This is a genomic window from Cobetia sp. 29-18-1, assembly GCF_029846405.1.
Lineage (GTDB): Bacteria > Pseudomonadota > Gammaproteobacteria > Pseudomonadales > Halomonadaceae > Cobetia > Cobetia amphilecti.
In genome coordinates this window covers 12776-36094 of sequence record NZ_JARWKS010000027.1, presented here as the reverse complement: position 1 = coordinate 36094, position 23319 = coordinate 12776, and the positions used below count along the sequence as shown (strand labels likewise).

The 23319-nt window shown below is 59.1% G+C and carries 31 protein-coding genes and 1 tRNA gene; 24 read left to right on the top strand and 8 right to left on the bottom strand.

Annotation, left to right across the window (positions count from 1 at the left end; all coding sequences use genetic code 11):
* Nucleotides 1-66 precede the first annotated feature (66 nt).
* Nucleotides 67-990, bottom strand: a complete 924-nt coding sequence (locus QD208_RS16425; RefSeq protein ID WP_054554924.1) for a LysR family transcriptional regulator — start codon at nucleotides 988-990, stop codon at nucleotides 67-69.
* Between the two features lie 234 nt (nucleotides 991-1224).
* On the opposite strand from QD208_RS16425, the gene trpB reads away from it, so the two are divergent.
* Both trpB and trpA read left to right on the top strand, forming a co-directional pair.
* A complete protein-coding gene (gene trpB / locus QD208_RS16420; protein WP_054554923.1) occupies nucleotides 1225-2466 on the top strand; it encodes a tryptophan synthase subunit beta in 1242 nt (413 codons plus the stop codon).
* 126 nt (nucleotides 2467-2592) lie between these two features.
* Nucleotides 2593-3432, top strand: a complete 840-nt coding sequence (gene trpA, locus QD208_RS16415; protein WP_279837470.1) for a tryptophan synthase subunit alpha — start codon at nucleotides 2593-2595, stop codon at nucleotides 3430-3432.
* Nucleotides 3433-3615: 183 nt separating this feature from the next.
* On the opposite strand, the gene QD208_RS16410 is transcribed toward trpA, so the two are convergent.
* Nucleotides 3616-4569, bottom strand: a complete 954-nt coding sequence (locus QD208_RS16410) for an alpha/beta fold hydrolase (RefSeq protein WP_279837469.1) — start codon at nucleotides 4567-4569, stop codon at nucleotides 3616-3618.
* Between the two features lie 392 nt (nucleotides 4570-4961).
* On the opposite strand from QD208_RS16410, the gene QD208_RS16405 reads away from it, so the two are divergent.
* The 3 genes from QD208_RS16405 to QD208_RS16395 all read left to right on the top strand — a co-directional run bounded on the left by QD208_RS16405 (nucleotide 4962) and on the right by QD208_RS16395 (nucleotide 8985).
* Nucleotides 4962-7313 carry an EAL domain-containing protein gene (locus tag QD208_RS16405; RefSeq protein WP_279837468.1) on the top strand — a complete coding sequence of 784 codons (2352 nt, stop codon included), beginning with the start codon at nucleotides 4962-4964 and terminating at the stop codon, nucleotides 7311-7313.
* A 189-nt stretch (nucleotides 7314-7502) separates the two neighbouring features.
* Nucleotides 7503-7579: transfer RNA gene (locus QD208_RS16400), tRNA-Arg, on the top strand.
* A 161-nt stretch (nucleotides 7580-7740) separates the two neighbouring features.
* Nucleotides 7741-8985: a tyrosine-type recombinase/integrase gene (locus QD208_RS16395; RefSeq protein ID WP_279837467.1), complete on the top strand. Its 1245-nt coding sequence runs from the start codon at nucleotides 7741-7743 to the stop codon at nucleotides 8983-8985.
* Here QD208_RS16395 and QD208_RS16390 read toward each other — a convergent pair.
* A complete protein-coding gene (locus QD208_RS16390) occupies nucleotides 8954-9187 on the bottom strand; it encodes an AlpA family phage regulatory protein (RefSeq protein WP_248379218.1) in 234 nt (77 codons plus the stop codon). The two genes, QD208_RS16395 and QD208_RS16390, sit on opposite strands and share 32 nt — an antisense overlap.
* A 510-nt stretch (nucleotides 9188-9697) precedes the next feature.
* On the opposite strand from QD208_RS16390, the gene QD208_RS16385 reads away from it, so the two are divergent.
* On the top strand, nucleotides 9698-10252 hold the full coding sequence (locus QD208_RS16385; RefSeq protein ID WP_279837466.1) for a Panacea domain-containing protein: 555 nt from the start codon (nucleotides 9698-9700) through the stop codon (nucleotides 10250-10252).
* Complete coding sequence (locus QD208_RS16380) at nucleotides 10252-10650, top strand: hypothetical protein (protein ID WP_279837465.1); 399 nt, start codon at nucleotides 10252-10254, stop codon at nucleotides 10648-10650. The genes QD208_RS16385 and QD208_RS16380 overlap by 1 nt, the downstream gene beginning before the upstream one ends.
* 294 nt (nucleotides 10651-10944) lie before the next feature.
* Here QD208_RS16380 and QD208_RS16375 read toward each other — a convergent pair whose 3' ends face one another.
* Both QD208_RS16375 and ssb read right to left on the bottom strand, forming a co-directional pair.
* Nucleotides 10945-11205, bottom strand: a complete 261-nt coding sequence (locus tag QD208_RS16375) for a hypothetical protein (RefSeq protein WP_279837463.1) — start codon at nucleotides 11203-11205, stop codon at nucleotides 10945-10947.
* A 109-nt stretch (nucleotides 11206-11314) separates the two neighbouring features.
* Nucleotides 11315-11860, bottom strand: a complete 546-nt coding sequence (ssb, locus tag QD208_RS16370; protein ID WP_279837462.1) for a single-stranded DNA-binding protein — start codon at nucleotides 11858-11860, stop codon at nucleotides 11315-11317.
* Between the two features lie 380 nt (nucleotides 11861-12240).
* Here ssb and QD208_RS16365 point away from each other — a divergent pair, with 380 nt between their 5' ends.
* Together QD208_RS16365 and QD208_RS16360 are read left to right on the top strand one after the other, a co-directional pair.
* Nucleotides 12241-12447, top strand: coding sequence for a hypothetical protein (locus QD208_RS16365; RefSeq protein WP_279837461.1), 207 nt, complete (start codon nucleotides 12241-12243; stop codon nucleotides 12445-12447).
* Nucleotides 12448-12480: 33 nt separating this feature from the next.
* On the top strand, nucleotides 12481-12768 hold the full coding sequence (locus QD208_RS16360) for a hypothetical protein (RefSeq protein ID WP_279837460.1): 288 nt from the start codon (nucleotides 12481-12483) through the stop codon (nucleotides 12766-12768).
* A gap of 405 nt (nucleotides 12769-13173) precedes the next feature.
* On the opposite strand, the gene QD208_RS16355 is transcribed toward QD208_RS16360, so the two are convergent.
* A complete protein-coding gene (locus QD208_RS16355) occupies nucleotides 13174-13449 on the bottom strand; it encodes a hypothetical protein (RefSeq protein WP_279837459.1) in 276 nt (91 codons plus the stop codon).
* Between the two features lie 321 nt (nucleotides 13450-13770).
* Nucleotides 13771-14583, bottom strand: a complete 813-nt coding sequence (locus QD208_RS16350; protein WP_279837458.1) for a helix-turn-helix transcriptional regulator — start codon at nucleotides 14581-14583, stop codon at nucleotides 13771-13773.
* On the opposite strand from QD208_RS16350, the gene QD208_RS16345 reads away from it, so the two are divergent.
* From QD208_RS16345 to QD208_RS16280, 14 genes are all read left to right on the top strand, one after another.
* Nucleotides 14584-14814 (top strand): DNA-binding protein, encoded by a 231-nt coding sequence (locus QD208_RS16345; RefSeq protein ID WP_279837457.1) that lies wholly within the window; start codon nucleotides 14584-14586, stop codon nucleotides 14812-14814. It abuts the gene before it with no gap.
* A 92-nt stretch (nucleotides 14815-14906) separates the two neighbouring features.
* A complete protein-coding gene (locus QD208_RS16340) occupies nucleotides 14907-15371 on the top strand; it encodes a phage regulatory CII family protein (RefSeq protein ID WP_279837456.1) in 465 nt (154 codons plus the stop codon).
* 78 nt (nucleotides 15372-15449) lie between these two features.
* Entirely contained in the window at nucleotides 15450-15770 is a 321-nt protein-coding gene (locus QD208_RS16335; RefSeq protein ID WP_279837455.1) for a hypothetical protein, read from the top strand.
* Between the two features lie 337 nt (nucleotides 15771-16107).
* On the top strand, nucleotides 16108-16914 hold the full coding sequence (locus tag QD208_RS16330) for a DnaT-like ssDNA-binding domain-containing protein (protein ID WP_279837473.1): 807 nt from the start codon (nucleotides 16108-16110) through the stop codon (nucleotides 16912-16914).
* On the top strand, nucleotides 16856-17599 hold the full coding sequence (locus QD208_RS16325; RefSeq protein ID WP_279837454.1) for a replication protein P: 744 nt from the start codon (nucleotides 16856-16858) through the stop codon (nucleotides 17597-17599). The genes QD208_RS16330 and QD208_RS16325 overlap by 59 nt, the downstream gene beginning before the upstream one ends.
* 73 nt (nucleotides 17600-17672) lie before the next feature.
* The gene (locus QD208_RS16320; RefSeq protein WP_279837453.1) at nucleotides 17673-17948 is read left to right on the top strand and encodes a hypothetical protein; all 276 of its coding nucleotides are present in this window, start codon (nucleotides 17673-17675) and stop codon (nucleotides 17946-17948) included.
* 181 nt (nucleotides 17949-18129) lie between these two features.
* Nucleotides 18130-18414: a hypothetical protein gene (locus QD208_RS16315; RefSeq protein ID WP_279837452.1), complete on the top strand. Its 285-nt coding sequence runs from the start codon at nucleotides 18130-18132 to the stop codon at nucleotides 18412-18414.
* A complete protein-coding gene (locus QD208_RS16310) occupies nucleotides 18411-18947 on the top strand; it encodes a VRR-NUC domain-containing protein (protein WP_279837451.1) in 537 nt (178 codons plus the stop codon). Before QD208_RS16315 ends, QD208_RS16310 begins: the two co-directional genes overlap by 4 nt.
* 35 nt (nucleotides 18948-18982) lie before the next feature.
* Nucleotides 18983-19540, top strand: a complete 558-nt coding sequence (locus QD208_RS16305) for a hypothetical protein (protein ID WP_279837450.1) — start codon at nucleotides 18983-18985, stop codon at nucleotides 19538-19540.
* 793 nt (nucleotides 19541-20333) lie between these two features.
* Nucleotides 20334-20864: a glycoside hydrolase family 104 protein gene (locus tag QD208_RS16300; RefSeq protein ID WP_279837449.1), complete on the top strand. Its 531-nt coding sequence runs from the start codon at nucleotides 20334-20336 to the stop codon at nucleotides 20862-20864.
* A 44-nt stretch (nucleotides 20865-20908) separates the two neighbouring features.
* Nucleotides 20909-21262: a phage holin, lambda family gene (locus tag QD208_RS16295; RefSeq protein ID WP_144726159.1), complete on the top strand. Its 354-nt coding sequence runs from the start codon at nucleotides 20909-20911 to the stop codon at nucleotides 21260-21262.
* Nucleotides 21250-21675, top strand: a complete 426-nt coding sequence (locus QD208_RS16290) for a hypothetical protein (protein WP_175089174.1) — start codon at nucleotides 21250-21252, stop codon at nucleotides 21673-21675. The genes QD208_RS16295 and QD208_RS16290 overlap by 13 nt, the downstream gene beginning before the upstream one ends.
* On the top strand, nucleotides 21665-21886 hold the full coding sequence (locus QD208_RS16285; RefSeq protein ID WP_279837448.1) for a hypothetical protein: 222 nt from the start codon (nucleotides 21665-21667) through the stop codon (nucleotides 21884-21886). Before QD208_RS16290 ends, QD208_RS16285 begins: the two co-directional genes overlap by 11 nt.
* Nucleotides 21887-22065: 179 nt before the next feature.
* Complete coding sequence (locus QD208_RS16280; RefSeq protein WP_279837447.1) at nucleotides 22066-22575, top strand: KilA-N domain-containing protein; 510 nt, start codon at nucleotides 22066-22068, stop codon at nucleotides 22573-22575.
* 17 nt (nucleotides 22576-22592) lie between these two features.
* On the opposite strand, the gene QD208_RS16275 is transcribed toward QD208_RS16280, so the two are convergent.
* Entirely contained in the window at nucleotides 22593-22784 is a 192-nt protein-coding gene (locus QD208_RS16275; RefSeq protein WP_279837446.1) for a DUF2188 domain-containing protein, read from the bottom strand.
* A 109-nt stretch (nucleotides 22785-22893) separates the two neighbouring features.
* Between QD208_RS16275 and QD208_RS16270 the strand changes: the two genes are divergently transcribed.
* Nucleotides 22894-23220, top strand: coding sequence for an HNH endonuclease (locus tag QD208_RS16270; protein WP_279837472.1), 327 nt, complete (start codon nucleotides 22894-22896; stop codon nucleotides 23218-23220).
* The last annotated feature ends 99 nt before the right edge of the window (nucleotides 23221-23319 follow it).

The window sequence follows — 23319 nt, the reverse complement described above, 5'->3', positions numbered from 1 at the left end:
CATCGAGCGTTTTGAGTTCCCAAAGTGTCAACCTATTTCAGGACTAGACACTGTCACAAAGTGTGGCTAGTGGGGCGGTGCCGTCGCCAGTTCCCGGGCGAGCCATTCGCCCAGCGCCTCGGCATGCGGATGGCGAGCACGAGCGCGGCCGACCTGCGGCAAGGTCAGCGTCAGGCATGCCTCGGTCTCGACGAAGCCCCAGGGGGCCACGAGACGCTTGCTGCGCAGGTCTTCCTCCACCAGATAGTCCGGCGCGATGCCGACGCCCAGCCCGACCAGTGTCGCCTCGAGCAGGTAGTTGAGGTGCTCGAAACCTTGCGCGTAATCAAGCCCCTCACTGGATAGTCCCTGGCGTGAGCACCAATCTGGCCAGGCTTGCGGGCGCGATCGGGTATGCAGCAGGGGCAGGCCCAGCAGAACCTCGGGGGAAGGGGGGCTGGATGCCTCGCTCAGCCACTCGCTGTCGGGCCGCAGGACGGGCCCGATGCGCTCGGTGCCCAGCACGCGCGTCTCCTGATGTTCGGCGTCATCAAAGGGCGGCGTCTGGAAGCGCAGGACCCCGTCCACGCCATTGCGCAGCCCTTCGTTGTCATCACTGGCGGTCAGGTGCAGCTCGAGTTCCGGCAGGGCGTCCTTGAGTGCCCCCAGTCGCGGAATGAACCAGCGTGCCAGAAACGACCCCGGGCAGCTCAGCACGAAGGGCGCCCGCGCATCACTGCGTGCCAGTGCTCCGCACACGCGTGCCAGACCGCCAAGGTGATGACGGGTCGCGGTCGCCAGCTCACGACCGGCCTGTGTCAGTGTCAGGCCACGTCCGGCGCGATCGAACAGGCGTGTGCCGAGTGCGTCTTCCAGCTGGCGGATCTGACGGCTGACGGCGCCGTGGGTCACATGCAGCTCCTCTGCGGCGCGCGAGGCGCTCTCATGGCGAGCTGCCACATCGAAGGTGCGCAGTGCATTGAGGGGAGGCAGTAGCTCGGTGCGCTCCATGGTGTATCTCCTGAGCAAGTGCTGGGCGAGTGCTGGGCGTGTCATTGGCATGGAAAGGGTGGCTGCGCGGCAATGACCGTCTCGACCATATGTGAGATTTTCTCACACATCTTGGCGAATTTATCGTTTTTCTTCCAGTGCCTGCAGCGCTAGGATGATCACCATATCGCTGGCCCCGCAGATGCCTTGCGCAGTATGTGAGACCAGCCACTGACACGATTCGAGGAGTTCAGCATGAGCCAGACGACTGCTACCCCCAGCCTGCGCCAAGGGCCTGATGCCAAGGGTTTCTTCGGTGATTTCGGCGGCCGCTTCGTTGCCGAGACGCTGATGCCGTTGATTCTGCACCTGCAGCGCGAGTATGAAGCCGCCAAGCAGGACCCGGCATTCGCCGAGGAGCTGGCTGGCCTGTCCGCGGACTATGTCGGCCGCCAGAGCCCGCTGTATTTCGCCGAGCGCCTGACCGAGCAGCTGGGCGGCGCCAAGATCTATCTCAAGCGTGAAGACCTGATGCATACCGGGGCTCACAAGATCAACAATGCGCTGGGCCAGGTACTGCTCGCTCGCCGCATGGGCAAGCAGCGCATCATCGCCGAGACCGGTGCCGGCATGCACGGTGTGGCGACTGCCACCGTGGCGGCGCGTTTCGGGCTGGACTGCGTGATCTACATGGGCTCCACCGATATCCATCGTCAGCAGCCCAATGTGCAGCGCATGCAGCTGCTGGGCGCCAAGGTCGTGCCTGTCACCGCCGGTGATGGCACGTTGAAGGACGCCATGAACGAGGCGCTGCGTGACTGGGTCACCAATGTCGATGACACCTTCTACATCATCGGTACCGTGGCCGGGCCGCACCCGTACCCGCAGCTGGTGCGTGACTTCCAGTCCATCATCGGTCAGGAAACCCGCGTGCAGCTGCAGGAGAAGGAAGGGCGTCTGCCGGATTCGCTGGTCGCCTGCATCGGCGGCGGTTCCAATGCCATGGGACTGTTCCACCCGTTCCTCGATGAGGAAAGCGTCGAGATCATCGGTGTCGAAGCTGCTGGTGAAGGCCTGGAAACTCCGCGTCATGCCGCCAGCCTCAAGGGCGGCCTGCCGGGCGTTCTGCATGGCAACCGCACCTTCCTACTGCAGGATGAAGAAGGACAGATCGGCGATGCGCACTCCATCTCCGCCGGTCTCGACTATCCGGGTATCGGTCCGGAACACGCATGGTTGCATGACATCAAGCGTGCCGAATATGTCGCCGCGACCGATCAGGAAGCGCTGGACGCCTTCAAGATGCTGTGCCGTCTGGAAGGCATCATCCCGGCGCTGGAGTCCTCCCACGCGCTGGCGGAAGTCATCAAGCGTGCGCCGGGCCTGCCGAAGGACCACCTGATGGTGGTCAACCTTAGCGGCCGTGGTGACAAGGACATGGCCACCGTGACTCATCACCTGGCCGACGAGCTGGGCCTGAACCCTGACGGCGAGTAAGCCCGGGTCTGTCACGTGTTGCCCGGCGTCAGGTTCGTCAGTCGCTGATTGAATCTGAGCGCCCCATGCCTTCTTCACCTGCAGGTGTCATCGATGCCTGCAGGCCAGCAAATTCGGAGTCTATTGATGAGCACTTCCGCTATCGACACTACTGCCACCAGCCGTCTTGACCGTCGCTTCGCTGCCGTGCGCGCCGAGAATCGTGCCGCGCTGGTGACCTACATCACTGCGGGCGACCCCGGCTACGATGCCAGCCTCGCGACCTTCCTCGGCATGGCGGACGCAGGCGCCGATGTCATCGAGCTGGGCATGCCGTTCACGGACCCGATGGCCGATGGTCTGGCCATTCAGCATGCTACCCAGCGTGCCCTGAAGGCCGGCCAGACCATGGACCGCACCCTGGCGATGGTCAGCGAGTTCCGCAAGCGCGATCAGGACACCCCCATCGTGCTGATGGGCTACTACAACCCGATCTATCGTCGTGGCGTGAGCCGTTTTCTCGAGCAGGCGAGCGAGGCCGGCGTCGACGGCCTGATCGTCGTCGATCTGCCGCCGGAGCACGATGACGAGCTGTGCGTCCCGGCCAGCGAAGCGGGCATCAGCTTCATTCGCCTCGCTACGCCGACCACTGACAGCGAGCGCCTGCCGGGTGTGCTGGCCAACACCTCGGGCTTCCTCTACTACGTCTCCAGCAATGGCGTGACCGGCGGCGCGGCACCGACTGCCGAGAAGGTCGAGGCCGAGGTCGGTCGCATTCGTGAGCATACCGATATTCCGGTCGCGGTCGGCTTCGGTATCCGTACCGCTGAACAGGCGGCACGGATCGGGCGTTTCTCCGACGGTGTGGTGGTCGGTTCTGCCTTGATCGACCTGCAGGCCAATGCCGAGACGCCGGAGCAGGGTACTCAAGCCGTCCACGCCCTGACCCGCGAACTGGCTGATGCCCTGAAGACCGCGCGTCAGTGATCGCTGGTTAGTGGTCAGCATGCCCCTCGCAGGAACGATAGTTAGTTAGATAGTTAGATAGTTAGATAGATAGATAGCAACGCCTCGAACCCTGTTCGGGGCGTTGCTGTTTGTGGGGCACGCGCTATCGGCATGACGTTGGGTTTCACGTCCATCGCCTCGTTTTTACTCCCACTCTCGCTCTCAATCTTGCGAAGCACGCGCTGGCAGGATCTCGGCCAACCAGTGTGCTATCCGCCCACGTATCTGGTCACTGTCGTGCCATTGCAGCAGCAGGTGGGGTGCCTCGGGCAGGTAATGAATCTCGAGCGTATCGCGTGAGGCGCTCGGCCAGTCGCTGACCAGTTGCTCGATGGCCACCCGGGGCACGGTCTCATCGCGATCACCGTGCAACAGCAGAGTGGGCGGCAGTCGTGTGTCAGCAGAAAGTGCTGCGATGTCATCGCTGGCATGATCCGTGAAGCGGATCAGACCGTAATAGGCATCAAGGCGCACGGAATGCACGACGCGGGAATCCTCGGCCAATCGCCTGGCGGCCGCGGGCTTGAGTTCTCCTTCGGGGTACCTGCGTGGTACCTCCACGCTGGTTGCGGGGATCAGGTGCGCCGCCGTCCAGAGCCCTGCGTTGTACAGATAGCGCCAGCGGATACCGCCGCGGACGCCCGGGGCGGCGAGCAGGCTGCCATCGATCGACAGCGCCGGGTGCTGGGCGAGGGCATTGAGTATCACCGAGCCGCCCATGCTTTCGCCCGCCACGATCAAGGGGAGGTTCGGGTGGCGCTGGCGCAGTACCGTGATGGCGTCTATCAGGTCCTCGACCAGCAACGAGGACTCCGGCCATCGCCCTTGCTGGCTGGACTCCCCGAAACCGCGTTGGTCATAGGTGTAGGTCACGATGCCTTGTCCGGCCAGCCACGGACCCAGATCGGCATATGCCAGCCGGAAGTCGCCGTAGCTGTGCAGGCCAAGCAGCATGGCGCGTTGAGGGGTTGCCTGCGCAGGTTGCCAGGACTCCCATGCCAGCGACGTGGCGTCGCGGGTCACGAGATGGGGTGAGGCGGAGGATTCATCAAGGTAAGGGGCCTGGTGGATGTCATTGGCCGCAAGGTAGTGCGGCCCGCATCCCGATAGCAGCATGCAGAGTGTGACTGACACAAAGGGCAGCAGAGCGTTCAAGGAGTGGCTCTCCGTGGCGAATGGCGTGATGTGTGTACTACGCCCGACGCTGCCGTGTGGATCATGCTGTCAGGGCATCTGAAATGTGAGCGTTGTCAGTGTTGTGGGAGTGAACGCGCTCGATTCAAAGGCCTGTGCGGCGCTCGAGAGTCGAATGATGATCGACGCCAGTGCCGATCGAATGACGCTGGACTCATATTCAACGCATCGCAGTGGGTTAATATCACTGTTAAATAGGCCGCATACTGGTGCCGAGGATCCGGCACGCTGGTGCTGGTAATTCGCCAAGTCCTGCACAAGGCTCGGCATGTCATCCAGCCAGGATCGCAGAGGAGTCTGCTGAGGATACGCCAGTGAGTGACACCACATCGTTTGGCACCATGCCGAGCACTTCCCGGCCCGCCAATGGCCAGGAAGCCGAAGGCTTGCTGAATCAGCTGCTGGATCACACCAGCAACGGCGTCTGTTGCTACGACCTCGAAGGGCGCATTCGCTGGGTCAACCCCGCCTTTGAGCAGCTTCTCGGCTATCGAGAGCAGCAGGTGGTCGGCAAGGTGCCCAGTGAATTCCTGATGGGGCCGGCATCCGATCTGCTGGTCATCACCCGATTGCGTGAGCAGCGCCGCCGCGGCGAACCCAGCGATGAGGAGCTGGTGCATTACGACAGCAATGGCCAACCACTGAGATTGCGGCTGCGTTGCATTCCGCTCAAGGATTCCAAGGGGCGGGTGGAAGGGTATCTGGGGCTGCAGACGGACATTACCCAGATGCACCGGGCCTTGATGTTGAGCCACTCCCAGCTTGAGCTGCTGGAAGCCGTGGCGGCAGGCCAGTCTCTGGACAAGACATTGCGCGACCTGTGCCTGACCATCGAAGGCGCCGCGGTTCAGGTGCGCTCCTCGTTGCTGCTGCTGGATGATGTGGGCCGCACCATCGTGGCAGGCGAGGGGCCCAGCCTGCCGGCAAGCTTCATGCTGTTCACCCGTGGCTTGAAGATAGGGGAAGGCGTGGGCACCTGTGGGACGGCGATGTGGCGGCGCAAGCCGGTCATGACGCCTTCCATCGCGCAGGAACCTGCCTGGGAGGGCTTCCGTGAGCATCCGCATGCGTTGGGGCTGGATGCCTGCCTCTCGATGCCGATTCTCGATGGCGACGATAACCCCTTGGGCAGCTTTGCCTTCTATGCCGAGACAGGCGAGGTCTTCGATGCGACTCACCATGGCTTGCTCGAAGTCGCGGTCAAGGTAGCCAGGCTGGCGATCGAACGCTATCGACGTGACCAGCAGCTGACGCATCAGGCCTTGCACGACTCGTTGACCGGCTTGCCCAACCGGCGTCTCGTGCGTCGTCATCTCTGTGAGCTGGCGGAGCAGGCCCAGCCCGGCGAGATGGGCGCGCTGATGTTCCTGGATCTCGATCACTTCAAGCGTCTCAACGATATCCTCGGGCACGATGCCGGTGACCTGGCGCTCAAGCAGGTCGCCTCGCGTCTGGCAGAGATGCTGGGCCCGCAGGACTTCCTCGCGCGCCATGGGGGAGACGAGTTCATCGTGCTGCTGGCACCGAGAGCCGGTGGGCCGTGCGAAGCGGCTAGCCGAGCGCGCCAGGTAGCGGAGCAGATGCTGGAGCGACTGCAGGAGCCGCTGGAGCTTGAAGGGCGAACGCATCAGTTGACCGGCTCGTTGGGCATCACGCTCTATCCGCGTCACGAGGAAGGCTATGGCGCCTGCTCTCAGCAAGTGTTGCCAGCTGGCAAGGCCGGGCATGACGAGATCGACAGAGAGGAGGGCGATGCCTGGAGTCACCTCCTGCATCAAGCGGATATCGCGCTCTATGAGAGCAAGGGGGCCGGGCGTGCAAGGCTGTGCTTCTTCGCGCCCGAGATGCGCCAGCGCATCATCGATGCCGCCCGGATGGAACACGCGCTGCGTGAGGCCGTGTCTCGCCAGCAGCTGAGTGTCCACCTCCAGCCGCAATTTTCCCTGCCCGAAAGTGGTGAGCCGCAATTGTGTGGCGCCGAGGCATTGCTGCGTTGGCATGACCCGCAGCTGGGGATGGTCTCGCCAGCGACCTTCATCCCCATCGCGGAGGAGTCCGGACTGATTCTCGAGCTGGGGCATTGGGTGCTGGAACAGGTCTGTCGCGAGCTTGCCGCCATGACCGCCCGAGGCTATGCGCTACCGATGGCGGTCAATGTCAGTCAGGTACAGTTTCGTAGCAGCGAGTTCGTGCCGCAGGTCACCAGGCTGTTGGCGCGACATGACTTCGCGCCTGAGCTCTTGCGTATGGAAATCACCGAGAGCCTGGCGACGGATGATGAAGCGGCAATGCTCGAGAAGATTGACCAGCTGGCAGCCTTGGGCCTGAGCTTCTCGATTGATGATTTCGGCATCGGCTACTCGAATCTGTCGCGTTTGCGTCGTATGCCGCTCAAGGAGCTGAAGATAGATCGCAGCTTCATCAATGACCTGTCTCTTGAGGAATCGCCAGACACGCATACCACGGGCAATGAGATCGTGCGTGCCATGCTGATGATGGCGAGCGCCCTGTCACTCGATGTCGTGGCGGAAGGCGTGGAAGAGACGGAGCAACTCGAAGTCTTGCGGCGCATGGGTTGCTCGCGAGTTCAGGGCTACCTGCTGGGGCGCCCACGCCCGATGGCAGAGGTGATTGGCGACGCGGAGGCCCGATTGTCGAAAGGATAGGGTAGGCATGTTCATGAGGCTGTATCAGCCAGCCAGGGAGCATGACACCGAAATCAGGCGTGGAGCATGCTCTCAGGATATTGATCCAATGCCTCAAGCATGTGGCTGATGACAGGAGCGTGATGCTGACGGCGCAGCAATTGTCGGGTTTATCTCGCCACTTCAATGGCTTATACTTCCGCTCGCTACGCCCCCTTAGCTCAGCTGGATAGAGCGGCCCCCTCCTAAGGGGCAGGTCGCAGGTTCGACTCCTGCAGGGGGCGCCAAGCCCCTCTTTTTCCCTGCTTTACCCTCCTCTTATATTCTCGTAACTCATTGTTTTACCTTTCTTACGTCCGTAATACTGTATATATATACATATATTCACTCTAGAGGCCCGTGTATGGTGTGGTGTATGGTGAAGGTCCACCATACATGGGCACCATACATGAAGCGTGATGCTATCAAGCGGCGACCGCTTGCAGACACCGTGTTGTCTACCCTCGAGCCAGAAGCGCGTGAGTATCGCGAGGCCTATGGCCTGGACCGTCTCTACTTCGTCGTGTCGCCATCTGGCCGCAAGCGCTGGGAGGTTCGCTACAAACACCCGATCACGCAAAAGTGGTCGTTCATGGGAGTAGGGGGTTACCCGGACACCAAGGCCAAGAAAGCGCGAGCCCAAGCTAGCCAGATTGCCGAATTGGTAGCCGACGGCATTGACCCCCGAGAGCACCTTAGAGGGGGCGGCGGTGTCCGGACCTTTGGGGTTGTCGCGGAGCAGTGGTACGAACACAAGCAGATGCAGGGGAGATCAGCCAAGACGCTGACCAAGATGAGGCATTGGCTCGATAATGATGCCTTGCCTGCATTGGGAGATATGGCAGTTGCTGATGTGTCCCGAGCTGACTGCGTGCGCGTTCAGAAAGGTATTGAGGCCCGCAAGGCTTTCAATATCGCCGAGAAGTCCCGGGCTTTTCTGCGCCGGATCTTTGACTTCGCCATTGCTCACGGCTACTGCGAGAATAATCCAGCTTCCAATCTGCTGGATGTAGCAGCGCCGGCACCAGCTTCCAAACCTCGCCCTCATCTTCTGGAAGAAGATCTACCAGACTTTTTGCGTGCACTGCGTATGACGACCAGCCGCCGGTCTACTCGCTTGGCTGCTTGGATGGTTGTGTGGACGGCATCGCGGCCAGGCATGGTGCGATGGATGGAATGGGGCGAGATCAAAGGCAAGTCGTGGCATATCCCCGCGGAGAAAATGAAGATGCGCCGCGATCATGTCGTGCCATTGTGCCGTCAAGCACTGCAAGCGCTTGAAGAGATGCGTCCTCTTTCTGGACGATCGAGGTATGTATTCACTGGAGAGGGGGCAAAGCTACCTGTCCTGTCGGATGCTGCGATCAATCGCTGCTTCTCGAATGCAGGGTATAAGGAGAGGATGACGGGGCATGGAGCCCGTCACACGGCCAAGACGCTGCTGAGTGAGCATGGGTGGCCGTTACAGTGGACGGAGATGCAGCTTGCGCACAAGCCGATCGGGTTGGAGGGCGTGTACAACCAGGCGTCGTACCTTGAGCAGAGGCGGAAGATGATGCAGTGGTATGCCGACTACCTTGAAGCATTGGAAGTCGGCATGACCAAGGCTAAGCGGGACAAGTTCAAGCGTCGTCAGCGGGACGTAGCTGCATAGCCCATTGACTCATCCATGCTTCTATCTCATGTTCGTACCAATAGTTGGTCGATGCTCGACCAATGCCATCCTTGATGGGGCGCGGGAAGTCGGGGTCTTTTACCAGCAGCTTCTCGAGTGATGAGCGGCTGCGACCTATCTTCTCGCAGACTTCACGGGTGCGGAGGAAGCGCAGCGGCTGGTGAGTGGCTGTATCTGTCATGGTTATCTCCTGTCTAGTCACCTTGATAACGGCCAGAGCTGTAGCCCAAGGCCTGCTCTTCTTGCGCGGTGGCATGATTGGCCATCGCGTCTTGCACACCGGGCACCTGCATCATCAATGTGTACTTGCGGCGCCAGTGATCTCGTCGTTGGCTGATCATCACTATCAGGTCTTCCAGTGGCAGTGCTTCACCATCCTCTGCGGCGTACCCGGTGCCGTGGCAGTGAGCACAGGGTGAACGATGGAAGACGCCCTGGAATGTGCCGCTGCCAGCACACTGGGGACACTCTGATGTCATAATGTAGTATTATCCCCTATATTTTTTGGATTTTTTGAATTTTACGACTTCATGATCAAAGAAGTGTGGGCTTTTATTCTAAAATCTACTCTCGTTGGATTTGGCTTCGCTCCCTTCTGTATCATTGGGGGGTGTTGCGCTGGATATTGCTTGCATTTAGAATGCTCCGCCTCCAAAATTTGTTGGGGTGGCCAATGGCCAGGAGAAGTAAAATGTTCAATGAAGAAAAATCTGCGCATGTCGCTGCTTATCTGCTTCGAAAGCGTGGTGGGAAAATGTCGTACATGAAGCTAATCAAGCTTATGTACTTGGCTGATCGTGATGCCATGGACCGATATGGTGATCCGATCACTGATGATCATTGGGTTTCGATGCGTCACGGCCCAGTGCTTTCGAATGTGCTTGAGCTTGTGCAGGGTGGAAGCCGCTCGGGAGAGTGGGAAAAATGGGTCATTCCGTCTCGAGTGGCCTACGAAGCTGAACTTGCCAAAGAAATTTCAATTGATGATTTGGACGAACTCAGCCGGGCTGATATTGCGAGCCTTGATCGAGTGTGGGAAGAGTTTGGCTCCATGGACCGTTGGCAATTAGTCGATTTGGTTCATGAGACTTGTGCGGAATGGAAAGACCCCAATGGATCTGCCTTCCCAATAAGTCCTCAGGATGTTTTTAAGGCCTTGGGGCGTAGTTCAAGTCAGTCTGAAGTTGAAGCCACTAAAATATTTCAGAGAAGAAGAGTGGAAGAAATATTTTCAGAGATTAGATAATGGACTATATCCTCATGAGACGTGGGACTCTGTTGATTCTTTCTGGACCTGTGAAGCATCTACATATTGTTATGAATGACCCTGTAGTTAATCCTATTACAGGGCATCTTTCTGTGCTGCTTGTTAATATCTCATCGATTCCTGAATCGGGTTTGTATGATTCGACTTGCATTTTAACTCCGGAAAATTGTTCTCACGCTTTTGTAAAGCGCCCAAGTTATGTTTATTATCGTGAGGCTGTGATCAAGTCCGTAGAAGGTATTTCTCAGAAAGTAAGTCTGGGTGAATTCTCTCCTCACGAAGATTTCCCAGAAGATGCATTCAGGCTCGTATTAACGGGGTTTCATGAAAGTGAGTTTGTTACCAGAAAAATATTAAAGTTTATTGAAAGGTTTTAGTTGCGATATCTTTCTATATCCAGTATGGCAAATAGATATTCTCGGGTTTTGCCTTATAGTAAATGATTGCCTTATTAAACTTGAATGCTGATGATGATTTAGCTTTCAAGTTTTCAATTCGATATACCCTTCCCCTCCTGCCTATCGTCGCCTCTATTTCTCTATAGTCTGTATTCTAGAGTCTATATTTTCTATAATGCTCCAATTTTTAATTCGACTTTGAATTTAGGCTGGGCTATGTTGTTAATTTAAATGCTGAGTTTTTGGACTAAATGCTGCTTCATCCGAATCTATTTATCCGAATGCAATAAGTGCCAGCAGCTTTAGGTGCTGGTCTTGTGTCAGCAGCGCCTCTTCCCATTGTTCCCTGGTGATGACGATGCGGCGCTCATGGGCGCCGATCCATGCGTAGTGCCATTCGTTGCTGGTTGGGCCCTTGATCCAACCCTCGAGATCGCCGTGGCCGTTATCGGTCGGGAGGCTGCATTCCGTCTCGGGTCGTGGCCATGGGTGGGGGAGGTGCAGCAGGCATTCCATCAGTTGATCGCGGGTCATGTCAGTCATCCTTGGCGAGCAGTGTGTCGAGCCAGCCACCGGCGAGCAAGCAAAAGAAAACCGCCAGGCAGGTGGCGGCGATGAGTAGCGGGTGAATCATGGTCATTCCTTAGAACGGGATCTCGTCATCAAAGTCATCGAAGCTGCCAGCTGGCGGAGCCCCGAAGTTGTTCGGCTGTTGTTGGCCTGCAGGTGGCTGGCCTACACCGTGGTGCGTGCTGGCAGGCGCCGGTTGCTGGTAGCCGCCTTGCTGATGGGGTGGCTGCTGGTAGCCCTGCTGAGCTGGCGGACGCTGTGCTTGGGATGGCTGACCGCCACCGGAACCGCCGAGCATCTGCATGTCATTGGCGACGATCTCGGTGCTGTAGCGTTCGATGCCTTGCTGGTCCGTCCACTTGCGAGTCTGCAAGCGTCCTTCGATGTACACCTGAGCGCCTTTCTTGAGGTACTGCTGAGCGATCTCGGCGGTCTTGTTGAACAGTACCACCCGATGCCATTCGGTGCGTTCCTGGACGTTGCCGGTCTGCCTGTCTCGCCATTTGTCAGTCGTGGCGATGCTGAGGTTGGCCACGGCTGAGCCGCTGGGGGTGAAGCGCACCTCTGGGTCTTGGCCGAGATGGCCGATCAGTATCGCCTTGTTGATGCCGCGGGCCATGCTGGCCTCCTTGAGTGGTTGAGCGCACAGGTCAGCCCCCAGAAGAGACTGGCGTGTGAGCACAAAAAGGCCTACCGGTTGGGGTGGGCAAGGTCAGGGTCTGCGAATGAGGTGCCGGTCAGCCCCGGCTTGCTCACCACTACGCAGGTGACGCGCCTACTATCACCACAACAGCAGGAGACTCTATAAATCTGTGCTAATCTGGCGTTACACCACAACAGCTAGGAGTTATTGCAATGGATGCAGCAGGCAAGGATTCAGGTAATAAGCCCAACCCCTCTCAGCCCTCCAGGAAGGAGCTTCGAGATCACACTTCCAACCATAAGGTTGAGCCGCCAAAGAAGCGGCCCGGCCAAAGCTGACAACCGATAGAGGCCACCATGACCGATCAAAATCAGAAGCTGGAATACGGTGTCGTGTATTCACTTCATGTTGAAAAGATGACAGAGCGTTTTAATCGACGGCTCGACAATCTGATTACCTTCGGCCTCATTCTGCTTGGCTCTGCTATTGCTGGATCACTCGGCAATAGCGTTTTGATCGGTATTCTGGTTGCGACTTTGTCGGCATCCCAGCTTGTATGGTGATTCGGTGAGAAGGCCGGGCATGCTGAGGCTCAGATGAAGCGCTATGAGCAACTTCTCTCCGAGTTCAATGCTCTTGATGACGACAGTGTAAGGGCAAGGCTTAATGCGCTATCTGCCCAAGATTCCACACCGCTGACATCTCTCGAAAACATTGCGACCCGCAATGCCATCATTTATCTGGGGTGGTATGAAAATGACCTTGGCCTGACTCGCCTTGAGCAGGTACTTGGATTCTTTTGCGGTGCAACACCAATGCCCAAGAAGCCCCGCCAGGGACATGGCGGGGAAGCACAGGCAGCGCACGATGAAACTCCGGCGTAGGACATTCGCCCTCGCTTCTTACTGATGGTGGGTGGCCACTCGGGAATGCACTGTGATGCACTCTCGGGTGGGCTCTGCCATTGGCAAAGCCCCATACCATTCCCAGTATTTCTACAGCCCTGGGCGGCGTACTCCCAGCGGCCTCTCACGTCTCTAACGCTACGGGCGGGCTGGGCATGCCTGATTGTTAAAGAGCAGCCGCATTGCCCGGCGGTTCGGGACTCATCAGGCGATACCGGCAGTGCCGATGCCCTCTGATAAGCGCTGTCTCTCCAGCTGTCACACCACTCGCCCAGGTGTCGGGGGTAAGGCCGCTAGTGAAGGGTTGGCACCGGCGCCTTACCTGCGGGTGGTTATGCTCGCAATCCCACTGGCACCACCTGCTGGCCGTGGGGCGAGGTCCGATCAGCGACTGGCAAGCTGCTGACCATGCGTAATCTGAGGGGAGCAGAGGCTGGCGGCATTGCCATGGAAGTCCGGCCAGCCGCGGCGCTGGGCTTCAACGAAACCGGCCTTGGCATCTTCTTGCCACATGGCAGTCATTTCGCAGTATTCGGCTTCGCTGGCGGACAGCTGGTGGGTGCCATCGTTCTGCTGAGTGAGGCTGGCGAGCGTGACCAAGCCGCCGACGATGACGGCGAGGATGATGGCTGAGCGATGCTTGCGGGCGGTGTCGGTCATGGGTTGCTCCAATCCACTCGGTGACGATGGCGGTGTGCCGTGTCGATGTGGAATAAATATGTACCAATGGTTCAGCATTGGTCAAGTACCAATAGTACATTTATGGATTGCGGGTACAAAAAAACCGCTCCGGGGAGCGGCCTGATGATCGAGAGGGGATTTAGCCAATAGGCAGAAACGAGAGCGGGGAAGGGAGGGTGACACCAGTGTCGGGGGGGAGGGTGACACCAGTGTCAGGGGGAGAGCGACACCAGCGTCGTACCTAGAACCTACCTATTAGAATCACTCTCTCTGGTTATGCGCGTGCGCGAGAGGATTTCGTTAGGCAAACACTTCCCACCAGAAGACACGACCGATGATTTTCGGGGCGTCGGGGTCCCCCAGGGTGTAGACCTCTTCCGGATACTCGATGTGGTTATCGCTGACCACGCGCATACGGTTCAAGGGCAGGCGATAGAGTCGCTTCACGCGCAGCATGCCCCCGTGATCCAGTGCGTAGATCTTGCCGTCGATGATGTGACGGCAACTCTTGTCGATACCGATGGGGGAGCCGTCGAAAATGGCTGGCTCCATTGAATCGCCCGTGACAGTGGCGCAGGCGGCCTGCTTGGGATCTACACCTGCACGGGCCAGGCGTGGCAGGCTGAAGCGCATATACGCTCCGTGATTTTCGATCACTTGGGTACGGCCATCTCCTGCGGCCATCTCAACTTCCCGAAAGTAGGGAATTTCAACTTCATCCTCCCGGAGTGGGGCGTCTCCATCCACAAACTCGGCTTCATGGAAAACCAGCTCATTCTTGCTGTTTTCTCTCATTGGCCCGGTTCCGAACCTCAGCCATTCCGCACGCACGTTTAGCCCCTTGGCGATCAGCACTAGCTTGGACTGTCCCGGCATTGACTCAGCATTGAGCCATTTGCTGGCGGCCTTAGGGGTGACGCCTGTGAGATTTTTTAGATGCACGCCTTGACCGCGATCAGGGATGCCCTGCTCGGCAAGTGCTTTCTTTAGGCGGGAGGCGAACTCATCCCGTTCAGACAGTGTATGAACCATGGGTCCAATGATGATTGGACTTGCTTTGACTTTCAGTACATGTCTATTATGTACTTCCGGTACATATTTAAAGGCAAACAAATGAACTCCTTGCGCGAACTGGTCGAGCAGGCAGGAGGTGTGGGGGCGGTTTCCAAGGCTTGCGGCGTTTCAATCCGTGCCGTCTACAAGTGGATCGAGAGGGGGGGCCTGCCCAGAACGGAATACACCGGCGAAACCAGTCATGCAGAGGCCATCGCGGGACTTTCACCTTCTGTGGTTGAGGCTTCGGAAATCCGGAATCGCTTCATGCCCAACAAGCATACCGCCTGACAGCCACAGAATAGCCGGCCGCCCATATCGGCTTAAACGGAACGAACACGGAGAGATTCACCATGGACAGTCATACAGCCCCCGAACGTGACATGGATACCTATCTGGATGCGGTGCATGACGTGGTTTTCGAGTGCTGCCCAAAAGTGCTGGCAAGCGATATCGGCATGTCGGTGAAGTCACTTTACCGCCGGGTGGCCGAGGACGACCCCATGCCGATGCGTCTGATCGATGTGGTGGGGATCTTCTGGAACGTGGATCGCGAGCACCAGATGCGTTTGATCGCCCCGTTCCTCGATCACTTGGGGATGGTGGCGGTGCCGCGTTATGAGCAGGGCGAGGTGAGTCGTGGGGACGTGTTCGCCTCTGTACTGAATGCACAGCAGGGCCAGGGCGCGATGGCGGCGCTGATTCAGGCGGCGATTGCAGATGGCGAGATAGATGACAAAGAGGCTGCACAGCTGGAAGCGCAGCATAAGGCCATCGAGCAGCAGATGAGCACCCTGATGGGGCAGCTACAGGCGATGCGCAAGCCGCTGAAAGTGGTTGGCAAGTAATGAAACGCTAGATGCAAAGAAGCCCCGCCGGCGACCAAACCATGACGGGGCATCTCAACTACGCCAAGGAAGTATGGCATGACGATCAAGACGAGTGAAGCCAAGGGCTTGTTGTTGAGCTATCGCGGTTGGAGCTGCGAGGAACTCAAGCAGGAAACCTATCGACTGGCGGTGGCCATCGAGAAACGTGAGCGGGTGGGTGGCGTAATCGATTTGCGCATGAGCATGCAACACCACCTGGCTGTGGTGGCTCTGTTGGAGTGTGGCAAGGGGCAGGGCGAGACGGCCAAGGAAGATGCTCGCCGCACCCTGTCGATCGACTACCACATGAGCGAGGCAGGACGTTATGAGCGCTTGTCGCTGGGGATGGCGGCCAAGGGTGACGAGGTAATGGCATGAGCATAACGGCAAGCATGAGCACGGCACGTATTGAAGCCGAGATGGCTCGCGCGAGTCGTCATATTGCTCAGCGAGAAGATGTCCGCCATGAGCAGCCGGTGCGGGCCCGTGAGTATCACGAAGCTTATGCCACTTGGCACAAGTGCAATGCAATTCTCGCTGCCCGCCGCGGTGACAAGGGCGATGAGCTGGGCGGCATGAAGTGGCACCGGGCACATGCGGCACGTCACGTGAAGTTGGCAGGAGGTGGGGCATGAGTCTTCAAGCGATGGCATGGGCTCGCGAGGCGATGCCCACGCTGCCGGGAGCGATCAAGGCGGGACCACGGTTGTTGCTGATGCTGATGGCTGATTACGCGAATGAGCAGGGTGTGTGCTGGCCGTCCATCCGTCGCCTGGCAGATGAGATGGCCTGTTCGATGCGCACGGTACAGCGCTCGATTGAGGCGTTGGTTGAGCAGGGATTGATGGAAGTGGTGCCACGTCAGACGAAGACCGGCCGTCAAACCTCGAATTTCTACCGTCTCTCCATGGGCGTGACTCAGCAGCAGCAAGCTGCCGATGAGCCGTCACCAGAAGAGCTTGAGGCACTGATGGCAGGTAGTGATGAAGAGGAAGCATCTGCCAAGCCTGCTGCTGCCCCTGATGAGCACCCGATCTTTGCCAATGCCGCTCAACAGGCTGACAGCGGCCAGCCGCAAGTGACTGCCGGCGCCCGCCAGATGCCGATGACGTTGGACTGGCAGCCGGATGCGACCCACTGGCAGACAGAGACGCTGCGCCGTGGTGATCCATCGCTGACTTGGGATCAGGGCGAGCTGGCGGACTTCACCGCGCACTTTGCGGATCAACCGGGGCGGACGTACTCGCATCATGCCTGGTGCGCCAAGTTCGTGCGCTGGGTGAGTGATAACCGCAAGCGAGAGGCGGCCCGTCAGGCCCGCATGAGCCAGAACGCCAACACTTCATCGAACAACAATGCACGCATCGCTGGAGGCACCCATGGAAGCCGTCGCTCAACTGGTCCAATCCGTAACTCGAAACTCTCAGCCGCTGAAGGGCGTGCACTCATTGAGCAGCGCCGCCGTGAACAAGCCGAAGGCCAGCCGCCGTCCGGCGACGTCATCGATGGCGAGTGGCTGTGATGACCTGCCACGGGTGAGCCAGAAGGCGGTGGATGCATTGTTCGATCGCTTGGCCCAATTGCATGGCGCCCATTGGCACCGACGCTGCCGTGAGATGGGCTGGGGCACTGAGGAGAATGGCCAGTGGGTGAGCTGTGACGTAGAAGGCGAGTGGCTGGCGGCCCTGAGCCACCTGAGCGCCCAGCACTTGCGCTGTGGCTTGCAGGCCGAGAAGGCACGCACGGCCAAGTCGCTCAAGCAGCGCGGTAACGCCTTCCCGCCGGATAGCGCCATGCAGTTCGCCGAGCTATGTCAGATGACCCCCGAGGGGCTTGGATTGCCGGACTTCGACACCGCCTGGCAGGCACTGCAGGACCACGCCTTCACCGGCAAGCCGTATTCGCATGAGGCTATCGCTGCGGCTGGTGAGCACATGGACCTCCACGGTATGGCCTCGGCCACCTACCAGCGCATGGACAAGCACGAACGAGCCTTCCGTGTGTACTACCAGCAGGTGGTAGAGCGCTTTGCCCGCGGCGAAGAGCTCAAGCCGCAAGCGGCGATTGGTCATGACGGCCAACTGTCACCGGCGGAACGTGCCGTCATGGCGGGGGAAGACAAAGCACGCCAAGCAGCGGGAGATCTGGCAGGCATCACACCGACTCAAGCACTGAAGATTATGCGGGGAGGGTTAGCGCATGGGTAATCACGAGCATCAAGCGTTCACAGCCACTGCCGGTGCCAATGTTGGCAGAACCCCACGGGCACGACGTGCGACGTTGGACAATCCCGCAAGTCAGCTGGGCCGTACCTATCTGGCGCTCAGTGAATCGCGCTCATGGCTGATGCTGCATGAGCTGGCCGCCGAGATCCTTGTCCGCTTCGATCGGCTGGATAGTGAAGCTGCCATCAGTGCGCGCTTGCGAGATCTGCGTCGCCATCATGGGGTAAGAGTGGAGAGTCGCCGCCGTGGGGGGAGTGCGGCCCATGAGTATCGCTTGCTGCGTCTGACGCGGGGCAAATCTCAGCCCGACATGCTGGAAGCTCTGCAGTGAGCTATCGCCCCGCTGGCAGCTTCACACGGCCGAACCCTTCTACCCGGCGCCGTTGCTTCGCCTGTGGTAAGCGGGTGGCGATCCAACAGCTGGCGGGATGCCTGGGCACGTGCAAGCGCTGCATTGCTTTGGGTAGGCCACACTACAACGCCAAGGGTGTTCGGATAAGGGGAGCAGGGTGATGGCAAGCATAGAGGGCAAGTATGCCCAGATGGCCGAGATGCTGTTGGCTGCTGAGGGGTTCTTGTTATTTCTCGATCACGCCAAACGGCATCGCTACAAGCTTGATGAGAACACCATCCCGGATGGGACTCATCAATATGAGGATGGCGTGGATTTCCTCTGCAAGGCGTGTGGTGTTTCGTCCCTGGCCGAGATGGACAAGAGCAGGCGATCTGGCCAGATGCTGCCACGAATCATCGCCAACTTCCGACGTTGGCAGTCGGCGCAAAGGAGACCTGAATGAGCTGGGCAACACATCCTTCCGCCAAGGTGGCGGCCTGCAAGTCGCCAAACCGTACCGCCGGCCAAGCCCGCAAGTCGGCGCCACGTATCGACCGTGAAGGGTTGGAGCAGAAGGTGCTGATTCGCTGGCTGTACGCTCAGCACCAGAACGGAATGCAGGTGGGGCAGTTGCTGGGCGGTGTGGTCTACCACGTCCCCAATGGCGGCCAGCGCAACAAGAAGACGGCGGCAGACCTCAAGATGCAGGGCGTGCGGGCTGGGGTGAGTGACCTGGTGGTGGCCACGGCCCGTGGTGGGTATCACGGGCTCTATATCGAGTTCAAAGCCGCGCCACCTCACGATGCTGCCCTGGCGAAGTCTCAGCGCGAATGGCTTGAGAAGATGGAGGCCAATGGCTATCTGGCAGTGCTGGCCAAGGGAGTGGATGAGGCCAAGGCGGTGCTGGTGGCCTATGCGAGCTGGCCCGAGACGGTGGTGGCCGGTGAGCCAGAAGTGATGCCGCATGGCAGTGAGTGGCGCAAGGCAACGGAATAGCGCTCACGTAGCAACCCGGAGCAGGAGGGCAGGACATGCAGCGGATCGAGGATATGGGGCTGGCGGAGACCTTCCGCCTGATCGAGAAGCTGCCGGAGGGCGTGAGGCGTCAGCAGGCGTTGGCGCATGCTCTGGATGAGCTGCTCGAGGAAGAGATCGAGTATCGCACCGGGCTGCGCCATCAGAATGCCGGTTGGCATCAGGTGTCATCGGTGGGCGGCATGGGGGAAGGGCGTGGCGAGTGCACGGGCTTGGTGGATCATGTCGGCAAGGCTGCCGAGCGCTATCAGCAGGAAAGTCAGTGGCGGACAATGGCGGCGGCGCTGCTGTCACGCCTGACCGATCGCCAACGCATGGCGGTCCTGCTGGCGGCCTATGCTATCCCGCCGGTGCAGCATTGCCGGTCACCGCGCATGATGACCCAATCCCAGGCAGTGGCGGCGCAGGTAGCAATTCTTGCGCGGCTGGGGTGGGCGCCTGGGGCGGTGGAGGTGGCGCCGTTCAAGTCACCCACGGCACTACGGAAAACTGCGGCGCGTGGTCGCGACTCACTACTGTATATGGTGCTTTCACAGGCTGAAATGGCTGCTTGACTACCATATGTTGCAAAAGTGGCCGCGAGAGGATACGATTCAGCTACTGTGTGATTCTTGTGTCTCTGGATCACCGCTTATTTCAAGGCCCTGCCATCCGGCGGGGCTTTTTCGTTGTATCTGCCCAAGATTCCCCATGAATCAATAATTTCTGATCAGCATTCCGTTGAAGTGTAAACGCTACTGTAACGATATCTTGTTTACGAAACTTACCGAACGGATACAAAAATAATGGGGAATATCACTCGTAGCTTGGTGGCGAGCGGGGAGAAAGGTAATGTTTTACGTTTAGGCCGAGAGCTCAACCAAATCATAGAGACTGAGCACTTGGCTGTTCATGAGGCTGTTGAGCGTTACCAGCACCTGGGGCTCACCCGAGAGCTAGCTTTGCAGGCGTGCAATAGAGCACGTCGAGATCAGAAGCAGTTGGAGGCGCGTCAAGCGCTGCGAAAGGTATTCTCCACAAGTGCCATCACTGAGCGGGCTTTCCCCGCATCAAGTCTTATGGAGTGACGAATGCTAGATGACATCATCAGTGTGACTCATGTGGAGCAAGCCAGAAGAGGTAATCTTAAGCCTCTGGGCGAGTCTTTGTGCATTGTGTGTGATGACATGGGGATAGCGCTTGATGACGTCATCGAAGAATGTGAGTTCACACGGCTTACACATGAGCTTGCCGAAGCGGCATTGACGCACGGTCGTTCCCGCAGACGATATTCGTAGTGTGTTCCATGTGATTTCCGAGCCCTGCCATCCGGCGGGGCTTTTTCGTATCTGCTTACCGGTGATTCCCATGCCTGCACATGCCCCAGCGCACTGGCTCGATGAGGTCGAACTGGTGGGCTTAGATGCGCCTGTTGATCCGGCGGCTGATGATGCCAGCAATCTGGCGGCCTTCCTGGACACCATTGCCTATGCCGAGGGCACGCCACGCTTCAGCTCGATTGAGGGCTATGACGTGCTGGTGGGTGGCACGACCTTCGATGGTTTCGATGATCATCCCCGCCAATCGGTGTGGCTCAAGTCGTACAAGATCCACAGCACGGCGGCGGGCCGGTATCAGTTCCTGGTCGGGACGTGGGATGACTTGGCCAAGCGCTTCCACCTGCCGGACTTCTCGCCTGCCTCGCAGGATGAGGCTGCCAAGCAGTTGATCCGCCAGTGCCGGGCATTGGGGCTGGTGTATGACGGGCGCATCGCTGAGGCCATCCACGCCTGCCGGCGCATCTGGGCGAGCCTGCCAGGGGCAGGTTATGGGCAGCGCGAGCTTGATACCGATGAGCTGCTGGGCGTGTACGTGCGTGCTGGCGGCCACATCGCATAACGATAACGACGAACTACGCAGGGCCTACCGACTCAGGAGGCCATATGCATGATGACGACCACGAGCCCGCCGATATGCCGCACCGCGATCCATCGACATGGCAGATGCTGCTGGAGTGGCTGCAGCCGTATCAAGCCAACCTCTATGCAGCAGGGCTGTCATTTGTGATCGCGCTGCTGCGCGGCCTGCATGCCGGTGGCCGCTTCTACAAGTCAGTTCTCGAGGCGACTCTGGTGGGTGGCCTGACACTGGCGCTCAAGCCGCTGCTGGATTGGGGTGGCTTGGATCAGGATATGGCCGTGGCCATTGGCGCCGCGATCGCTTTCCTCGGTGTCGAGTGGCTGCGTGCCAAGTCTGACGCCATCTTCGATAAGGTGCTGGGACGATGGCTGCACTGATCACGACCGCGTGGGCATGGGGCCGCAAGCTGATATCAGGCGTGAAGATCGAGGTCATCCTGATGGCAGTGGTGCTGGGCTGGGGTGCGATGAAGACCTATGAGGCGACCAAGGCCGAGCAGCATGCCAATGATCTCAAGGCTGAGCTATCCACCGAGAAGGCGGTCAACCGCGGGCTCGAGATGATGGCGCTGCACTACGGCAATCAGATGAAGCGATTGTCCGTCGCATTGGAGGCACGCGAGGCCAGCCGCGCTCTGGATGACCGTTCAATCATGGCTGCCCGGGCAGCTGCACGCCGGATGGAGAGAGACGATGCGCCGACTGGGGATTGGGCTGACCGGCCTGTGCCTGACGCTGCTGCTGAGTGGCTGCAGCGCCTTCGAGAGCAAGCCAGTGGTGATGCCCACTGAGTGGCAGTGCACGCCTGATGTGCCGAGCTACCTGCTCAATCCACTGCCTGCGCCTGATCGGCCAGTGACATCCAACCGCGATCTGCTCAGCCTACTGGCTGACTATGAGTCACAGCGTCGCCGGTTCAACGCTGACCGCACGGCGACGGCCTCGATCCTCGAGCGCCTGGCCGATGGCCCTGATAGTGCCGAGCAGACGACTGCCGAGTAACACCGCAAGAATTGAAAAGCCCTGCCTTCCGGCGGGGCTTTTTTGTGGGCGCTTCACCCGCGCCCGGCACTTACCAGAGCCTTTCAGGATAGAGCCTGAGGAGCGCCGATGGCTTCATCGGGCCTCTCTGGGTTGGCGACTCCTGGGTGACAGGCTCTATCTCTAAAAGGCTTCTACCGATGACAAACGTTATTCCATTCGATTACGAAGGCCAGTCGGTCCGCTTCAACACAGATTGCTGGATCAATGCTACTGACATTGCCAAGCGCTTTGGCAAGAGACCGGCCAAATGGCTGGAGCTTCCGCGAACCCAAAGCTATATCGCTGCCTTGGCTAGAGCGATGGGGAGGACCGATGTCCGAAAATCGGACTTCGGTCTCGTGATCACCCGAAGAGGTGGCTTGCTACAAGGCACATGGCTGCATCCCAAGCTAGCGGTGGCCTTCGCGCGATGGCTGGATGATGACTTTGCCGCATGGTGTGACCTACGCATCGATGCGTTGATGCGCGGTGAGCTGAGCGCTATGCAAGAGTTCGAGAAGGCCTGTCGCGCACTGGATGACCAGAATGCCAAGGGCAGCCTTGCCGGTCGCGAGCTGGCCAGCCATCGGTGGGTCAAGCCGGCGCTGGAGTCTCGCGCTGACTACTGGCGGCAAGAGCTCCAGATGGCGTTACCCATCGACTCATGATCACTCCCTTGCCCTGGTCACAGTACGTGGTCTCGCCCAGTGCCTCCGTCGCGGATGACATAGAGCTTGTATCCCTTGATATGGGCGAGAGCCTCTGCGTACTCACGGGCTTCGGCTTCCTGCTTGAATGTCTTGTGCGGCATATCCTCGAGCTCACGACGTACTGCCCAGCCGTCAGTGCAGCGATAGAGATATAGCTCGAGCATCATGGGCGTCTCCTTTGATCGGTGTCCCTGCATGTTCGGGTATGCGCAACTCTTAACGTAGTAGAGGAGAAGGTCTGTGCCTATCAAACCGCCGCGACCCTGCAAGGCACCCATGTGTGGTGGCAAGACGACGGCCTCTCACGGGTACTGCGAGGCGCATGCCGATCGCGCTATCAACTGGGGCAAGAGTAAGCGAGGTGGGCAAGGCCGTGGTGGTCGGCCATGGCGGCGACTGCGAAACGCGATTCTCAAGCGTGATCGCTACCTCTGCCAGCCATGCGAGCGCATGAACCGCATCACGCCATCTACTGAAGTTGATCACATTGTGGGTAAGGCTCAGGGCGGCACAGATGCCGCTGACAACCTCGAAGCGATCTGCAAGGCCTGCCATCAGGCCAAGACGGCAAACGAGGCACTGGCGGCCAGATCAGGCGACTGAGGCAGGCCCCGAGAGGGGGGGAGGGGGTGCAATCTCTACCACCTTTGGGGGCGGCCACCGTTCCGTTACGTTTCTTTCTCACACCCGCGAAATTGAAAA

Excerpts from the sequence above, each read along its gene's own strand:
- QD208_RS16425 (WP_054554924.1), bottom strand. The coding sequence starts at position 990 with ATGGAGCGCACCGAGCTACTGCCTCCCCTCAATGCACTGCGCACCTTC.
- trpB (WP_054554923.1), top strand. The coding sequence starts at position 1,225 with ATGAGCCAGACGACTGCTACCCCCAGCCTGCGCCAAGGGCCTGATGCC.
- trpA (WP_279837470.1), top strand. The coding sequence starts at position 2,593 with ATGAGCACTTCCGCTATCGACACTACTGCCACCAGCCGTCTTGACCGT.
- QD208_RS16410 (WP_279837469.1), bottom strand. The coding sequence starts at position 4,569 with ATGCTGCTATCGGGATGCGGGCCGCACTACCTTGCGGCCAATGACATC.
- QD208_RS16395 (WP_279837467.1), top strand. The coding sequence starts at position 7,741 with ATGAAGCGTGATGCTATCAAGCGGCGACCGCTTGCAGACACCGTGTTG.
- QD208_RS16390 (WP_248379218.1), bottom strand. The coding sequence starts at position 9,187 with ATGACAGATACAGCCACTCACCAGCCGCTGCGCTTCCTCCGCACCCGT.
- QD208_RS16385 (WP_279837466.1), top strand. The coding sequence starts at position 9,698 with ATGTTCAATGAAGAAAAATCTGCGCATGTCGCTGCTTATCTGCTTCGA.
- QD208_RS16380 (WP_279837465.1), top strand. The coding sequence starts at position 10,252 with ATGGACTATATCCTCATGAGACGTGGGACTCTGTTGATTCTTTCTGGA.
- QD208_RS16375 (WP_279837463.1), bottom strand. The coding sequence starts at position 11,205 with ATGACCCGCGATCAACTGATGGAATGCCTGCTGCACCTCCCCCACCCA.
- ssb (WP_279837462.1), bottom strand. The coding sequence starts at position 11,860 with ATGGCCCGCGGCATCAACAAGGCGATACTGATCGGCCATCTCGGCCAA.
- QD208_RS16365 (WP_279837461.1), top strand. The coding sequence starts at position 12,241 with ATGACCGATCAAAATCAGAAGCTGGAATACGGTGTCGTGTATTCACTT.
- QD208_RS16360 (WP_279837460.1), top strand. The coding sequence starts at position 12,481 with ATGAAGCGCTATGAGCAACTTCTCTCCGAGTTCAATGCTCTTGATGAC.
- QD208_RS16355 (WP_279837459.1), bottom strand. The coding sequence starts at position 13,449 with ATGACCGACACCGCCCGCAAGCATCGCTCAGCCATCATCCTCGCCGTC.
- QD208_RS16345 (WP_279837457.1), top strand. The coding sequence starts at position 14,584 with ATGAACTCCTTGCGCGAACTGGTCGAGCAGGCAGGAGGTGTGGGGGCG.
- QD208_RS16340 (WP_279837456.1), top strand. The coding sequence starts at position 14,907 with ATGGATACCTATCTGGATGCGGTGCATGACGTGGTTTTCGAGTGCTGC.
- QD208_RS16335 (WP_279837455.1), top strand. The coding sequence starts at position 15,450 with ATGACGATCAAGACGAGTGAAGCCAAGGGCTTGTTGTTGAGCTATCGC.
- QD208_RS16330 (WP_279837473.1), top strand. The coding sequence starts at position 16,108 with ATGCTGATGGCTGATTACGCGAATGAGCAGGGTGTGTGCTGGCCGTCC.
- QD208_RS16315 (WP_279837452.1), top strand. The coding sequence starts at position 18,130 with ATGGCAAGCATAGAGGGCAAGTATGCCCAGATGGCCGAGATGCTGTTG.
- QD208_RS16310 (WP_279837451.1), top strand. The coding sequence starts at position 18,411 with ATGAGCTGGGCAACACATCCTTCCGCCAAGGTGGCGGCCTGCAAGTCG.
- QD208_RS16305 (WP_279837450.1), top strand. The coding sequence starts at position 18,983 with ATGCAGCGGATCGAGGATATGGGGCTGGCGGAGACCTTCCGCCTGATC.
- QD208_RS16300 (WP_279837449.1), top strand. The coding sequence starts at position 20,334 with ATGCCTGCACATGCCCCAGCGCACTGGCTCGATGAGGTCGAACTGGTG.
- QD208_RS16295 (WP_144726159.1), top strand. The coding sequence starts at position 20,909 with ATGCATGATGACGACCACGAGCCCGCCGATATGCCGCACCGCGATCCA.
- QD208_RS16290 (WP_175089174.1), top strand. The coding sequence starts at position 21,250 with ATGGCTGCACTGATCACGACCGCGTGGGCATGGGGCCGCAAGCTGATA.
- QD208_RS16285 (WP_279837448.1), top strand. The coding sequence starts at position 21,665 with ATGCCCACTGAGTGGCAGTGCACGCCTGATGTGCCGAGCTACCTGCTC.
- QD208_RS16280 (WP_279837447.1), top strand. The coding sequence starts at position 22,066 with ATGACAAACGTTATTCCATTCGATTACGAAGGCCAGTCGGTCCGCTTC.
- QD208_RS16275 (WP_279837446.1), bottom strand. The coding sequence starts at position 22,784 with ATGATGCTCGAGCTATATCTCTATCGCTGCACTGACGGCTGGGCAGTA.
- QD208_RS16270 (WP_279837472.1), top strand. The coding sequence starts at position 22,894 with ATGTGTGGTGGCAAGACGACGGCCTCTCACGGGTACTGCGAGGCGCAT.